Annotated in this window: 14 protein-coding genes; 5 read left to right on the top strand and 9 right to left on the bottom strand. The window is 70.0% G+C overall.

Features of this window, described 5'->3' with window-relative positions:
• Positions 1–169 precede the first annotated feature (169 nt).
• The 7 genes from D7X55_RS23315 to ccmA are packed head-to-tail and all read right to left on the bottom strand — an operon-like array spanning position 170 to position 5,500.
• Positions 170–730 (bottom strand): redoxin domain-containing protein, encoded by a 561-nt coding sequence (locus D7X55_RS23315; RefSeq protein ID WP_121724229.1) that lies wholly within the window; start codon positions 728–730, stop codon positions 170–172.
• Positions 727–2,751: a heme lyase CcmF/NrfE family subunit gene (locus D7X55_RS23310; protein ID WP_121724228.1), complete on the bottom strand. Its 2,025-nt coding sequence runs from the start codon at positions 2,749–2,751 to the stop codon at positions 727–729. Before D7X55_RS23310 ends, D7X55_RS23315 begins: the two co-directional genes overlap by 4 nt.
• Positions 2,748–3,242, bottom strand: a complete 495-nt coding sequence (locus tag D7X55_RS23305) for a cytochrome c maturation protein CcmE (RefSeq protein ID WP_120548240.1) — start codon at positions 3,240–3,242, stop codon at positions 2,748–2,750. Before D7X55_RS23305 ends, D7X55_RS23310 begins: the two co-directional genes overlap by 4 nt.
• A gap of 4 nt (positions 3,243–3,246) precedes the next feature.
• Complete coding sequence (locus D7X55_RS44210) at positions 3,247–3,414, bottom strand: hypothetical protein (RefSeq protein WP_167510780.1); 168 nt, start codon at positions 3,412–3,414, stop codon at positions 3,247–3,249.
• A gap of 2 nt (positions 3,415–3,416) precedes the next feature.
• Complete coding sequence (gene ccsA / locus D7X55_RS23300) at positions 3,417–4,130, bottom strand: cytochrome c biogenesis protein CcsA (protein ID WP_120548241.1); 714 nt, start codon at positions 4,128–4,130, stop codon at positions 3,417–3,419.
• Between the two features lie 3 nt (positions 4,131–4,133).
• A complete protein-coding gene (locus tag D7X55_RS23295; RefSeq protein ID WP_120548242.1) occupies positions 4,134–4,838 on the bottom strand; it encodes a heme exporter protein CcmB in 705 nt (234 codons plus the stop codon).
• Positions 4,835–5,500: a heme ABC exporter ATP-binding protein CcmA gene (gene ccmA / locus D7X55_RS23290; RefSeq protein WP_120548243.1), complete on the bottom strand. Its 666-nt coding sequence runs from the start codon at positions 5,498–5,500 to the stop codon at positions 4,835–4,837. Before ccmA ends, D7X55_RS23295 begins: the two co-directional genes overlap by 4 nt.
• A gap of 410 nt (positions 5,501–5,910) precedes the next feature.
• Here ccmA and exoL point away from each other — a divergent pair, with 410 nt between their 5' ends.
• From exoL to exoP, 5 genes are all read left to right on the top strand, one after another.
• Entirely contained in the window at positions 5,911–7,164 is a 1,254-nt protein-coding gene (gene exoL, locus D7X55_RS23285; RefSeq protein ID WP_306437741.1) for a spore coat polysaccharide deacetylase ExoL, read from the top strand.
• A complete protein-coding gene (locus D7X55_RS23280; RefSeq protein WP_121724226.1) occupies positions 7,161–8,672 on the top strand; it encodes an oligosaccharide flippase family protein in 1,512 nt (503 codons plus the stop codon). Before exoL ends, D7X55_RS23280 begins: the two co-directional genes overlap by 4 nt.
• A 103-nt stretch (positions 8,673–8,775) precedes the next feature.
• On the top strand, positions 8,776–9,306 hold the full coding sequence (locus D7X55_RS23275; RefSeq protein WP_120548246.1) for a serine O-acetyltransferase: 531 nt from the start codon (positions 8,776–8,778) through the stop codon (positions 9,304–9,306).
• Between the two features lie 34 nt (positions 9,307–9,340).
• On the top strand, positions 9,341–10,402 hold the full coding sequence (locus D7X55_RS23270) for a glycosyltransferase family 4 protein (protein ID WP_121724225.1): 1,062 nt from the start codon (positions 9,341–9,343) through the stop codon (positions 10,400–10,402).
• Positions 10,403–10,490: 88 nt separating this feature from the next.
• Positions 10,491–11,693 (top strand): spore coat polysaccharide biosynthesis glycosyltransferase ExoP, encoded by a 1,203-nt coding sequence (gene exoP / locus D7X55_RS23265; RefSeq protein WP_121724224.1) that lies wholly within the window; start codon positions 10,491–10,493, stop codon positions 11,691–11,693.
• Between the two features lie 64 nt (positions 11,694–11,757).
• Here exoP and D7X55_RS23260 read toward each other — a convergent pair whose 3' ends face one another.
• Both D7X55_RS23260 and D7X55_RS23255 read right to left on the bottom strand, forming a co-directional pair.
• Positions 11,758–12,942 (bottom strand): DUF4350 domain-containing protein, encoded by a 1,185-nt coding sequence (locus tag D7X55_RS23260; protein WP_121724223.1) that lies wholly within the window; start codon positions 12,940–12,942, stop codon positions 11,758–11,760.
• On the bottom strand, positions 12,939–13,790 hold an 852-nt coding region (locus D7X55_RS23255), incomplete at its 5' end, for a DUF4129 domain-containing protein (RefSeq protein ID WP_306437740.1). The genes D7X55_RS23255 and D7X55_RS23260, both read right to left, overlap by 4 nt.

Genomic DNA, 13,790 nt, shown 5'->3' with positions numbered 1-13,790 from the left:
CTCGGGGCACTGCATGGGAAGTCCACCTCGCTGGAGCGGGGCCGGGGGAAGCCCTCGCGCACGACGCCGACAGCAGGGACTTACTACGGATGCCACACCTCCCGCGAGGCGGGCCCAGGAGTCCCTCGAGGGCTCCCGGGCGCCAGCCTTCCGAGCGGGCGGTGTTGACTCAGTCCGGCCGCGCCGCTTCCGCGGTGGCACCGGCCACGGGCTGGGACAGCTCCTTCACCCGGGTGGCCAGCGTCTGCGGATCAATGGGCCCCACGTGCTTGCCGCGGATGACGCCCTGCGCGTCGATGAAGTACGTCTCCGGCACACCCGCGACGCCGTAGTCCACGGCCATGCGCGAGCGCTCGTCCATCAGCTGCGGGAAGCTGGCCCCCATGCGGCGCAGGAAGTCGAGCGCGTTGGGCTCGGTGTCCTCGAAGACGACGCCCATGAAGACGGCCTGGGCGCCCAGCTCGCGCGCGCCCCACTCGAGCACCGGGTGCTCGTACTTGCAGGGCCCGCACCACGACGCCCAGAAGTTGATGACCACCGGGCGGCCCTTCAGGTCCGCCAGCTTCACAGGGTCGCCGCCGGTCAGCGGCTTGAGCGTGAAGTCCGGCGCGGGCGCGCCCTTGAGCATGAAGGGCACCTCGTGCGGATCCCTTCCGAAGCCCTGGAAGAGCACGAAGAGCAGCGCCGCGCCCACCGCGGAGAACAGCAGCGGAAGCCGCCAGCGCGTCATGCCGCACCCCGCTCGGCGTCCGTGCCCGGAAGGGGAGGCGCCGCGCCCACCGGCGCCGTGTCCGTGCGCAGTACCGCCGCCTTGCGGGAGGGCCACACGGCAATGAGCGTCCCCAGCAGCAGCAGCGGCAGGCTGTACCAGATCCATCCCACCAGCGGGAACACCCAGACGTTGAAGCTCGCCGTGCCCGTCGTCTCGCTGAAGGCCATCAGTGAGATGTACAGGTCCTCCTTCGGCGACTCACGCACCGCGGGCGTGCCCACGGGGTCCGTGCTGCGCTCGTAGTAGTTCATGCGCGGGCGCAGCTCCCTCACGTCGCCGTTGGGCGCCGTCACCTCCAGGCGCGCGGCGACGTAGGTGCGGTGCGGCTCCTCGCCGCTGGACAGGCCCAGGTACTTCAGCTGGTAGCCGTCCAGCATCATGGTGCCGTCCTTCTTCAGCGTGCCGGACGTGTGCTTCACGTACGCGCTGGAGGCCGCCACGGCGACGATGATGATGACGATGCCCAGGTGCACCACGTAGCCGCCGAAGCGCCGGCGCGCCTTGCTCGTGGCCGTGGCCACCGCCGTGACGAAGCCTTCCTTGCGCTCCGTCATGCGCACGCGCACCGGCACCACCAGCTCGCGCAGCGTGATGACGGTGACGAAGCCGCCCAGGCCGAACGTGAGCAGCGGATACACGCCGCGAAGCCCCGCCGCGTAGCAGGCGATGGTGATGACCACGCCCACCGCCGCGGGGATGATGAACTGGCGGCGCAGCGTGGCCTTGTCCGGCGTGCCCCACGGCAGCACCGGGCCCACGCCCATGAGGAAGAGCACCGCGATGCCGCCCGGCACCGCCATCTTGTTGAAGTACGGCTCGCCCACGCTCACGCGGATGCCGCGCACGGCCTCCGACACCAGCGGGTAGAGCGTGCCCAGGAGCACCGTGAAGGTGATGGCCACGAACACCAGGTTGTTCACCAGGATGCTCGCCTCGCGCGACATCATCGAAGAGAGCCGGCCCTCCGGCGCCAGCAGGTGGCCGCGCGTGGCCAAAAGGCCAATGCACACCACCAGCAGGATGGCGATGAACACCAGGAACGTGGGCCCGATGTCCGACTGGGTGAACGAGTGCACCGAGTTGAAGATGCCGGAGCGGGTCATGAACGTGCCCAGGATGGTGAGCACGAACGACGCGAGCGCGAGGCTCAGCGTCCACAGCTTCAGCATCCGCTTACGCTCCTGCACCATGGTGGAGTGCATGAACGCCGTCGCGGTCAGCCACGGCAGGAAGGACGCGTTCTCCACCGGGTCCCACGCCCAGTAACCGCCCCAGCCCAATACGGCGTACGCCCACCAGGAGCCCAGCACGATGCCCAGCGTGAGGAACATCCACGCGATGAGCGTCCAGCGCCGCAGGGGCGCCATCCACGCTTCACCAATCTCCCCGCGCAGCAGGCCCGCCACGGCGACGCCGAACGGCACCGTCATGCCCACGTAGCCCGCGTAGAGCATGGGCGGGTGGATGATCATCAGGAAGTGGTTCTGCAAAAGCGGGTTGGGGCCCGGACCGTCCGCCGGCACCGGCGACACGGCGCCCCAGGGGTTGGCGGGGCCCGCGATGAGGAACGCGAAGAAGACGCCCACGGCCAGCATGGTGCCCAGCGCCAGCTGCATGTAGCGCGCGTGCTCCTTGCGGTGCACGAAGGCGAACGCCGCCAGGTACACGCCCATGATGAGGCCCCAGAAGAGGATGGACCCCTCCAGCGCACTCCACAGCGACACGATGGTGTAGATGAGCGGCGTGGCGCGGCTGCCCACCTGGGCCACGTACTTCACGCTGAAGTCGTGGTTGATGAGCGCTTCCACCATCACCAGGTTGCTGCCGACCATGCACGCGGCGAAGCCCCACACCGCGCGCAGCACCCAGGGGTAGCTGGCGTCGTTGCGGCGCATGCCGCCCACCAGGCCCAGGATGGCGCCGAACGCAGCGAAGGCCAGGCCCGCGAGGACCAGCCCATAGCCCAGCATTCCGTTCACGGCGCCCCCGGCGGCGTCGCGGTCGCGGTGGTCGCGCCTTCAGCCAGCGTGTCCTGCCACTTGCGCGGCTCCTCGCCTTCCTTGGGCGCGCGGTACTCGTTGGAGTGGTTCACCATCAGCCGGTTCGACGTGAAGACGCCGGACTTGTCGTAGGTGCCCTCCACCACGACGCCGATCTTCTCGCGGAACATCTGCGGGGGCGTCTCCAGCGAGCGCACGTGCACGCTCTTGGCGTCCGCGTCCGGGCCGTCCGCCACGCGGAAGTCCAGCGTGGTGTGGCCCTCGTTCCACTGGATGCTGCCCGGCTGCACCACGCCGCCCAGGCGGATGGTGGCCGTGTAGGCCTTGTCGCCGTTGGAGAGCAGCTCCGACGGGCTCCAGTAATAGACGAGGTTGTCCCCGATGTTGCCAAAGGCGATGAAGCCCAGGCCAGCGCCGGCGAAGAGCAGGGCTCCCAGCGCGATGAGACGGTTGCGGTTGACGGGCGTCATGGGCTCACTCCTTCGAGTCGGTGGCGCGGGGACGGCGCGCCCAGAGGGACGCAGAGTAGAGCACGAAGGCGGCCACGGAGATGCCGTAGCAGGCCCACACATAGCCCCAGCCGCCCTGGAGCCGGCCGCTGCCCACCTGGGCCAGCAGCATCAAAGACGTCAGCGAGGTCATGTTCAGGCCACCTTCGAGGAATGGGATGCGCGCAGCGCGGGGTCATCCGTGGGCAGCGCCTCCGGCAGCGCCACCTCCGCCTTCCGCTCCGCGAGCGCGATGCGGTAGCGGTGCACCATGAAGAGGATGAGCAGCGCCAGCATGCCGAACGCGGACACGCGCAAGGGCAGCACCATCTGCGGATCCACCGTCTTGGGGCTGGACTGCACCTGGTGGAGGCTGCGCCACCAGCGCACGGAGAACCACACGATGGGCAGGTTGATGGCCCCGATGATGGCCACCACCGCGCTCCACACCGCGCGCTTCTCCGGGTCTTCGACAAAGCGCCGCAGCACCAGGTAGCCCGTGTAGGACACCAGCAGGATGGCCTCCGACGTCAGGCGCGGATCCCACGACCAGTAAACGCCCCAGGTCGGGCGGCCCCAGATGGAGCCGGTGATCATGCCCAGCGTGCCGAAGAGCAGGCCGACCTCCGCGGAGGCCTCCGCCATCGCGTCCGTCTTCCACGACTGACGCATGAGGTACGTCACCGCGGCCACGAAGTTGATGAACATGGCCATCATGGCCATCCACTGGAGCGGCACGTGGACGTACATGATGCGCTGCACTTCGCCCATCTCGCGGTCCGGCGGCGCCCACGCGAGGCCCAGCCACCAGCCCGCGCCCAGCAGTGCCAGCGTCAGCGCCGGCAAGCCAAACTTGACGAACTTGTTCATCCTTCAGTCCTCGATGACGCGGGGGAACAGCACGAAGCCTACGCCCCAGTAAATCAGATTGAACCCCAGCAGCAGCCCCTGCCATGAGCCCAGCTGCTGCATCGGGTCACCCTGGAGTACGAGCGTGGTCCCCTTGGCAGCGGACAGGAGGGCCGGGATGACGAGCGGGAACAATAGCAGAGGCAGCAGCACATCCCGGGCCCGCGCATTGCTGGAGATGGCCGCGTAGACGGTCCCCGGGGCGCTGAGCGCCAGGCTGCCAAGGACCAGGATGCCCGCCAGGTCACCGACCCCGGTGACGATGCGCACCCCGTACAGGGCCACCATCACGGGCACCAGCACCACGGCCAGGGCCAGGAGCAGCAGGGCGTTGCCCAGTGCCTTGGACAGGAAGATGGCGCGCGCGTCCGCCGGGGCCAGCCGCACGCCGTCCAGGCAGGCGTTCTCCGTCTCGACACGGAAGGACTCGCCCAGGGACAGCACGCTGGCGAAGAGGATGGCCAGCCACAGGTAGCCGCCCGCGTTGCGCTCCAAGAGCTTCGTGTCCGGGCCCAGCGCGAAGGAGAAGAGCAGCAGCGTGGCCATGGCGAAGAACACCAGCGCGTTGAGCCGCGCGCGGGTGCGCCATTCAATGAGCAGGTCCTTGCGCAGCAGGACGAGCGTCGTCGCCAGCAGGCCCGGGGAACGCCTCGGCTTCGGCGCGCTCATGCCACCACCGCCCGGCCGTCCTGCAGGTGCAGCCGCTCCTCGCACAGGCTCAGGCCCTGTTCGATGAGGTGCGTGGCCAGGACCACCGTCGTTCCACCGGCCTTCAGCTCCGCGATGACGCCCTCCATGTCCTGGATGCCCTGTGGGTCCAATTCGCCAAAGGGTTCGTCCAGGAGCGCCAGGGCCGGAGCCTTCATCAGGAGCCGCGCGATGGCCAGGCGCTTGCGCATGCCCGCGCTGAAGCCTCGGACCGGGCTGTCCGTGCGGCGGTTGAGGCCCACCCGGTTGAGCAGCGCGTCCGCGACGTCCTGGGGCGCGTCCACGCCCAACAGGCGCCCCAGCACCATCAGGTTCTGCTGCGCGGTGAGATCCTCATAGAGGAAGCTGGCGTGGGACAGGAGCGCCACGTCTCGGCGCACCGAGTCACGGTCCTTCACGGCGTCCCGGCCCAGCACCTCCACGCGGCCCGCGGTGGGCCCGAGCGCGGTGGCGATGAGGCGCAGGAGCGTCGTCTTCCCGGAGCCGTTGTGGCCGGTGAGCAGCAGGGAACGGCCGGCGGGCAGGGCGTAGGTGAGCCGCGCCAGCGCCCACCGACGCCCATAGCGCTTGCTCACGTCGTGGAGGGCGATCGCGGGCGCTGATCCAGAGGGGAGAGGGGGCATCGGCGGGCCGTTTCGTAGCCTTAAAAGCGCCTGTTCACCAGTGAAACCCCCGGGGTCGCTCGCACGAGGACAAGAAGTTTTTACGCCTGCTTCTTCCGTCGCTTCCGGCGGGGGACTGAAAGGTTTTCGCCATGGGTGGGCGCCCGGCTGCCCTGGTACACCCAGGTACGACCCCTACAGAGGCCTTCCTGCCCTCCGGGGCACGGGGTTTCCCAGGGTTACGAGGGGTTTCGAGCACCTGGCTGCCCTGGCATCCAGCATGCAGTCACGCGGGCCGGGGCTCGTTCCAATGGGGGGAGCGGGCAGACGGCGAAAGCCGCGAGGGAGGCGTGATGGCTGGGAAGGTGTTGCGGCGGGCGGCGAAGGCGGCGGCGGCGGGATTCCTCCACTACAGCGGGGTGCGCAAGGCGATGGCGGCGTACCGCCGTTCGCAGTCGGGGGGCCGGCGCATCCTCATCGTGAGCTACCACCGCGTGGTGAGCGACTTCACCGGGGAGCTGCAGCGCTCCATCCCGGGGCTGCTCATCTCCCAGGAGACGTTCCGTCGCCACCTGGAGCAGGCGCACGCCGCGGGCTTCGAACTGGCGAGCCTGGGCGACGCGGTGGACGTGATGGCGGGCCGGCGCACGGCGAAGAAGGACCTGTTCGTGGTGACGTTCGATGACGGCTACCGCGACGTGTACCGGTACGCGTACCCGGTGCTGAAGCAGATGGGCGTGCCGGCCATCACCTATCTGCCCACCGCCTTCATCAACACGGACAAGCGCTTCAACCACGACCGGCTGTTCCACCTGCTGCGCTGCGTGCAGGAGCGCCGCTTCCGTCCGGACTACAGCACCATGCCCGGCCCGTCCGTGCAGCTCTTGGGGCCCATCCTCTCCGGGCAGAAGACGACGTCCGCGGCGCTGGACGACTTCATTGGCGAGCACCCCACGCGCGTGCTCACCGGCATCATCGACGCGCTGGAGCAGCAGCTGGGCGGCGGCTCGGACCTGATGCCCGAGCAGGGCGACGTGATGAACTGGGACGAGGTGCGCCAGATGGCGCGCGACGGCTTCGAGTTCGGCGCGCACACGCTGGGCCACACGGTGCTGACGCTGGAGCCCACGTCCGTCGTGGAGAAGGAGATCGTCGAGTCCAAGGAGACCATCGAGCGCGAGGTCGGCATCCAGGTGAAGGACTTCGCGTACTGCAACGGCTGGTACTCGGATGAGATGATCCGCGTGCTCCAGGCGAACGGCTTCCGCTCGGGCGTCACCACGGAGGATTTGCCCAACCGCGTGGGCGGCGACCCGTTCGCCCTCAAGCGCAAGGTGATGTGGGAGAACTTCAGCCTGGGGATGATGGGGGACTACTCGTCGGCGCTCACGGTGTGCCAGTTCGATGACTGCTTCGGTGTCCTGGGCATGAGCCACCCGGTGCTGGGCCACCGCCCGCACATCCTGTCCGCGGCCGTCAGCGGCGCCCCCAACATCCTGGTCCAGGAGGCGGCCGCCGCGGAGGCCGCGCTCGCCAAGGCGACGCCGGTGGAAGTCGTGGACGTGACAGCTCCGGTGCTCGTGACGGACCCGCGGGTTGCGGCCGCGGTGACGGGTGCGCAGGTCGTGGTGGCGCCGAACGTGGCCCTTGCCCCGGAGGCGGCGAAGCCGGAGGAGCTCCAGTGAGTGCGTCACCCAAGCCGGCCGCGTCCTTCCTGGGACGGGCCGGCCCGTTGGTGTTGGCCCGGTTGTTCACCGCCGGGCTGACGCTGTCCATTCCGCTCGTGCTCGCCCGGGTGCTGCACCTGGACGAGTACGGCACCTACTACCAGCTGTTCCTCATCGCCACGACGCTGTCGTACGTGCTGCCGTTCGGCGTGGCGCAGAGCCTCTACTACTTCCTGCCCCGCGCGGAGGCGAAGCGGCCCTACCTGGGCCATGCGCTGCTCTTCGTCACGGGCGCGGGCGTGGTGGCCGCGGGGCTGGTGTGGTTCTTCCTGGGCCATGTCGCGGCCTACTTCAACAACCCGGCGCTGATGGATCACCGCGCGGCGCTGGCGGCCTACACCGCGTTCTTCCTGGGCAGCTACCCGCTGGAGATTTCGCTCACCAGCCAGGGCAAGACGAAGGCGTCCGCGGTGGTGTACCTGGCGTCGGACGCGGTGCGCTCCGGCGTGATGGTGCTGCCGCCGCTGCTGGGCTTCTCCCTGCACGGGATGATGATCGCCGTGGCCTGCTTCGCGGGCCTGCGCTACGTGGCCACCTGGGTGGTGTCGCTGCGCGGCTCCACCGGTCCGCTGGTGGACTGGAAGCTGTTCAAGGAGCAGCTGGTGTACGCGGCGCCGTTCGGTGCCGCGATGTGCCTGGCCATCCCCCAGCAGAACGCGCACATGTACGCGGTGGCGGGCGTGGTGGCCCCCGCGGTGTACGCGCTCTACCGGGTGGGCTGCTTCCAGCTGCCGGTGGTGGACCTGCTCTACACGCCCACCAGCGAGGTGCTGATGGTGCGCCTGGGCGAACTGGAGCGCGAGGGCCGGCTGGAGGAGGGCGTGGAGGCCTTCCGGGAGGCGGCCGGGAAGCTGGCGTACGTGTTCCTGCCCTTCGCGGCGTTCCTCTTCGCGGCGGCGCCGGAGTTCGTGGGGGCCATGTTCGGCCAGAAGTTCCTGCCCGCGGTCCCCATCTTCCGGGTGAGCGTGCTGGGCGTGGTGCTGTCCATCCTCCCCATGGACGGGACGCTGCGGGCCCGGGGGCAGACGCGGGCCATCTTCGCCTCGTACCTGGTGAAGGCGGTGGTGACGGTGCCGCTCCTGTGGTTCGGCGTGAAGCACTTCGGGATGATGGGCGGCATCGCGTCCTGGGCGCTGGCGGAGATGGTGGGCAAGGGGATGCTGCTCATCCGCGTGCCCAGGGCGCTGTCCACGCCCGAGCGCAAGCTGGGGCTCAAGGACGTCATCCCGTGGCGGGAGCTGGGCCAGGCGTCGCTGGCGGCGGTCGCGGCGGGCGGGAGCATCTTCCTGCTTCGCTCCGGCGTGCACGACACGTGGGTGAACCTGCCGGCGGGCTTCCTGTGGCGGGTGCTGCCGCTGGCGGTGGCGGGGCTGCTCTTCGTCATTGGGTACGTGGTGGGCCTGTATGCGCAAGGCGTTCGCCCGTGGAGCGCGCTGCAGTCCCTGCGTCCCCGGCGGGCGGGCTGATCCACCGTCGGGTACCGCACGCGTGGGGGGCACTTCCCTCCCCACGCGTGGGTACCTACCTTCCGGGCGCAACGGAGTTCGGGTGAGGGCGAGGAGAGGCGTGATGGGATTCGACGCGATGACGTTGTACCGGGTGGCTCACGGGCTGAAGAAGCGCGGGGTTCCGCTGCTGCCGGCCGTGCTGCGCAAGGCCATCTACTACCTGCACAGCTCCTACATCCCCGAGGACGCGGAGCTGGGCGAAGGCACCCAGCTGGGCTACGGCGGCATCGGCGTGGTCATCCACAAGGCGGCGAAGGTGGGCCGTCACGTCCTCATCTCGCAGCAAGTGACGATTGGCGGGCGCTCCGGCCTGGAGGGCGCGCCGGTGATTGGCGACTACGTGCGCATCGGCGCGGGCGCCAAGGTGCTGGGCAACATCCACGTGGGCGACTTCGCGGTGATTGGCGCGAACGCCGTCGTGGTGAAGGACGTGCCCTCGGGCGCGGTGGTCGCGGGCGTTCCCGCGAAGGTCATCCGTCAGGACGCGGATCCGCTCACCACGTACCAGCGTGAGATGGGACTCCTGCCCGCGCGCACGCCGCCGAAGCTGACCCAGGTTCCCCGTCCCTCGGCGCAGGCGTCCGCGCGCTAGGCACTTCGCTTCGTTCACGAAGAGGGCTTCCTTCATGCGCGTGCTGCTCGTCGGGGACTACCCGCCGCCGTACGGGGGCGTGGCCATCCACGTCCGTCAACTCCATCAATTTCTGCGCGACCGCGGGGTCGAAGCGAAGGTGCTCGATATCGGGAAGGGTGGCCGGCCGGCTCCGGACGTCCTTCCTGTCAACGGCGCCGCCGCCTTCGGCCTGCGGCTCGCGGGATTCACCTCCGCGGGCTGGACGGTCCACCTGCACACCAGCGGCAACAACCCGAAGGCGTGGGTGCTGGCGGCGCTGGTGGGCACCATGCCCGGACCGCGCTCGCCGCGCGTCATCACGCTGCACTCCGGGTTGATTCCGGACTACCTGGCGGAGTCGCAGTCCCGGCGCGTGTTCGCGCGCACGGCGCTGGCGGGCTACGCGCGGGTGATTGCCGTCTCCCCGGCGGTGCGCGACGCGGTGGTCGCGTGCGGCGTGCCGGAGGAGAAGGTCCTGGTGCATCCGGCCTTCTGCGGTTCGCAGGTGCGGCCCGGTCCGGTGACGCCGGAGGTGGAGGCCGCGCGGGCCCGGCGCAGCCCGCTGCTCGCGATGGCGCACCACCCGTCACCTGTCTATGGGCGCAAGCAGATGTTCCGCGCGCTGAAGCAGGTGGCGGAGACGCACCCGGGCGTGGGGCTGGCGCTGTTCGGTCCGGGCACGCGCTCCGAAGAATTCATCCGCGACGCGCGCGAGCTGGGCGTGGCGGGGCTCCTGGAGGACCTGGGCGAGCTGGAGCACGCGAAGGCGCTGGGGCTGCTGTCCCGGAGCGACGTGTTCATCCGGCCCACGACGCACGACGGGGACTCCATCTCCGTGCGCGAGGCGCTGGCCCTGGGCGTGCCGTGCGTGGCCAGCGACGTGTGCGTGCGGCCGGAGGGGACGCGGTTGTTCAAGGCCGGGGACGAGCGCTCGCTGGCGCAGGCGGTGCGCGACGCGCTGGCCGCGGGCCCGGCGAAGGTGATGGCCCCGGACGTGGGGCCGGTGTTGCTGGACGTGTACGCGGGGCTGATGCCGTCCGGCATGGCAGGTGCAGGAACCGTGAACGCGGCGTGACGGAGTGGGGACGGGTTGGGGCGCCTTCGGAGACGCAAGGCGCGCTTCAGGGACTTCAGCACTGAACTTTTGACTTCAGGAGTGGACGATGCGGCGCAGTGAAGAGATGGACTTGTCGAAGCGGGCCCTTCGCGGGCGGGACCTGGTGGTGTTCTCCAACGACTGGGATGGGGATCCGCTGTCGAAGGTCCACATCATGCGGATCCTCTCGCGGGACAACCGCGTGCTGTGGGTGAACAGCATTGGCAACCGCGCGCCCAAGGCGAACGCGCACGACGCGCAGCGGATCATCAAGAAGCTGAAGACGTTCACCCAGGGCATCCGCGAGGTGGAGCCCAACCTGCACGTGCTGGCGCCGCTGGCGATTCCGTTCTACGGCTCGGAGAGGGTGCGCCAGGCGAACCGCCACCTGCTGCGGCTCCAGGTGCTGCGCGCGATGAAGCAGCTGAAGTTCGAGCGCCCCATCTCCTGGAGCTTCCTGCCCGCGTCCGCGCCGGTGTCCGGCACGCTGGGCGAGGACTTCGTCGTGTACCACTGCGTGGACGAGTTCTCCGCGTTCAGCGACACGAACGGCAAGCACATCGCGGAGCTGGAGGAGCGCCTCTTGCGCCGCGCGGACATGTGCATCACGTCCGCGGAGCGCCTGTATGAGAACAAGAAGCGCCTCAACCCGCGCACGGTGCTGGTGCGCCACGGCACGGACCACGCGCACTTCGTGAAGGCGTGCGACCCGGCCACGAAGATTCCGGAGGACATCGCGAAGCTGCCCAAGCCCATCATCGGCTTCTTCGGCCTGGTGGCGGACTGGATTGATCAGGACGCCATCATCGCGTGCGCGAAGGCGCACCCGGAGGGCTCGGTGGTCATCGTGGGCAAGACGACGCCGGACTGCGACGACAGCCGTCTGCGCGCGGTGCCCAACATCCACATGCTGGGCCGCAAGCCGTACGCGGACCTGCCGGGCTACAACAAGGCGTTCGACGTGGCGCTCAACCCGTTCGTCATCAACGAGCTGACGCTCAACTCCAACCCGCTGAAGGTGCGCGAGTACCTGGCGTCCGGCCTGCCGGTGGTGTCGTCTGATTTGCCGGAGGTCCGCAAGGTGGGCCTGTGCCGCATCGCCACCACGCCGGAGGACTACGTGAAGCAGGTCAACGCGGCGCTGGCGGACAACCCGGGCCCGAACCGGGAGCGCGCGGAGAAGATCTTCCACGAGAGCTGGGAGGCCCGCGTGGCGGAGATCCGCCAGCACGTGGGTGAGGCCATGCTCGCTGCGGGCAAGAAGCTGTAGGTCCGTCGGGCGGCAGGAGGGCGCGGGTCCGGAGCGTGCGAGCGCCCCGGGCACCGCGCCTTCGTCATTCCTGGAGGCCACCCGCGCGGCCCGTCACGCGGCGCTCCAGGAGGGCGTAGCGGCGCGCGAGGCGGGTGTAGTCCGCGGGGCGGATGGGAGTCTTCTCGCGCGTGCGCACGAGGTCCTCCTTCGCGTCCAGGTAGTCGCGCGCGGGCACGCCGCAGGTCTCCTCCAGGAGGCGCGCGGCCTCCGCGTCCGGCAGGGAGGGGGCGATGCCCAGGCGCTCGTGCATCAGGCGGCGAAGGCCCGTGTCGAGCTCCGGCAGCAGCTCCGCCTCCACCTTCGCGCGGCGCATGAGCCAGCCCAGGGAGCGCACGTACTCGCGAGACGAGCGGTGCCGCTCCACGCGCACGGGCCGGGGCGCGCCGAAGCGGGTGCCTCGGGAGATGACGTAGACGAGCCCCACGGCGAGGCTCTGCGCGATGAAGACCCAGAGTCCCTGGGACAGGGGAGGGCGGGTGACGACGGCGTGGTGGAACTCGTCGAAGCGCAGGGGCCCGCGCGCGGCGAGCGCATCCCAGAAGCGAAGGTTGTCGAGCAGCTCCAGGCGCCGGTTCTCCGCGAGGTCCGGGCCGGCTGTGACGTAGACCTCGCCCTGGCCCAGGCCCCAGCGCCACACCACGCCCGCGCCACCCAGGCCCGCCAGGGGCACGGCGTCCTCGTGCTCCATGCGCAGGCTCCGGTCCCGGGCCACGCGCAAGAGGGACAGGTCTCGCAGCGGGCCCGCGGGCAGCCACACGTCCACGGTGACGCCGGCGGGGTCTACCCATTCGGAGGCCAGGCCCTGGTGGTTCGTGCCGGGCAGCGCGCCCGAGACGATGTGCAGCCACTCCTCCATGCCGGGCTGGTGGATGCCCAGCGCGTGAGGCGACAGGTACACGAGCGTTCCGCCGCCCCGGACGAAGCGCTCCAGTGAGGAGACCTCTTCCTTGGTGATGGGCTGGGCCTGGGGCGCGGCGATGATCAGCGTGCGAGTGCCGGAAGGAATGGACTCCAGGGACGACGTCTGCGCGCTGACGTCCCGTCCACGTTCCTGCAGATAGACAAACAAGGCCTTGAGCCCCAGAGGGCCCGGGTTCGAGACGGACGGCACAGGCGAGTCCGGCGGGGCCTCATGCGAGGCCAGGCCCACGGCCAGCGCCACGGCGATCATCAACCCCAGGACGACCGCGACGCGCGCGTTCCTCACGGCCGGCCCTCCGCGAGCGAGCCGTGCAACTGCTCCACCGACTCCACGAAGCGCGTGGCCTCTTCGCGCGACACCGGCTCCAGTGAATAGAAGGCCTGGTCGTACCAGCCCACCAGCCGTTCCACTTCGCCCGTCACGCGCGCGGGGGCGCCTCTAGAGGGCAGCTCCGCGGCGAGCTCGCGGTTTGTCTTCACGCGGTCCGGCCGCGCCAGCTTGCGCTGCTCCAGCGTGGACAGCAGGCCCAGCAATCCCTCGCGGATGGCCTCGCGCGCGTCCTCCGTCTCCAGCGCGGTGCGCGCCCGGCCCAGGTGTTCTCCAGGCGTGTCCAGCTCAAGAGGCGCGGCTTCACCTTCCACACCCGGCGTGGTGACTGCCTTCCTGTTGCGGCGCCAGCGCACCCGCAGCACACCGAACAGCACCACCGCCAACGCCAGGCCCAGCATCACCGCGCGCGTCGCCACCGCGAAGCCCTGCGCGCCGCGCGACTCGAAGAGGCCCTCCAGCCAGTTCTGCAGCTCGTGCAACAGGCGCGTCAGCAGGTCGCTGTTGCGCTGCCGGGCCCTCGCGAACTCCGGCCGGTCGAGGATGGCGCGCAGCCGCTCCGGTTCGCTTGCCACGCCGGGAGACACCGCAGGCTCCGCGTCCAGGGCGCACACGGCCTCCAGATAGACGGAGAGTTGCCGGGCCCGGTCGGGCGGCGTCTGTCCGGAGTTTCCTGGCGGCAGGGGGACGCCCTCCAGCGCCTCCACCAGCCGGTTCACCTCCGCGTTGAACGCGTCAGGCCGCGAGCGCGCCGTGTCCTCCAGCCGGCGCGACACGGCCTCCCGGTCCGCGCACGGGGGCAGGGC

Source organism: Corallococcus sp. AB049A, from assembly GCF_003668885.1.
Taxonomy (GTDB): domain Bacteria; phylum Myxococcota; class Myxococcia; order Myxococcales; family Myxococcaceae; genus Corallococcus; species Corallococcus interemptor.
The sequence above is the reverse complement of the archived record's forward strand: the minus strand, read 5'-3'. Positions and strand labels throughout refer to the sequence as shown.

Bases quoted from the DNA above. Each gene is read 5' to 3' on its own strand.
- exoP (WP_121724224.1), top strand. From the start codon at position 10,491: ATGCGGCGCAGTGAAGAGATGGACTTGTCGAAGCGGGCCCTTCGCGGG.
- D7X55_RS23295 (WP_120548242.1), bottom strand. From the start codon at position 4,838: ATGAGCGCGCCGAAGCCGAGGCGTTCCCCGGGCCTGCTGGCGACGACG.
- exoL (WP_306437741.1), top strand. From the start codon at position 5,911: ATGGCGGCGTACCGCCGTTCGCAGTCGGGGGGCCGGCGCATCCTCATC.
- D7X55_RS44210 (WP_167510780.1), bottom strand. From the start codon at position 3,414: ATGACCTCGCTGACGTCTTTGATGCTGCTGGCCCAGGTGGGCAGCGGC.
- D7X55_RS23275 (WP_120548246.1), top strand. From the start codon at position 8,776: ATGGGATTCGACGCGATGACGTTGTACCGGGTGGCTCACGGGCTGAAG.
- D7X55_RS23305 (WP_120548240.1), bottom strand. From the start codon at position 3,242: ATGACGCCCGTCAACCGCAACCGTCTCATCGCGCTGGGAGCCCTGCTC.
- ccmA (WP_120548243.1), bottom strand. From the start codon at position 5,500: ATGCCCCCTCTCCCCTCTGGATCAGCGCCCGCGATCGCCCTCCACGAC.
- D7X55_RS23270 (WP_121724225.1), top strand. From the start codon at position 9,341: ATGCGCGTGCTGCTCGTCGGGGACTACCCGCCGCCGTACGGGGGCGTG.
- D7X55_RS23315 (WP_121724229.1), bottom strand. From the start codon at position 730: ATGACGCGCTGGCGGCTTCCGCTGCTGTTCTCCGCGGTGGGCGCGGCG.
- ccsA (WP_120548241.1), bottom strand. From the start codon at position 4,130: ATGAACAAGTTCGTCAAGTTTGGCTTGCCGGCGCTGACGCTGGCACTG.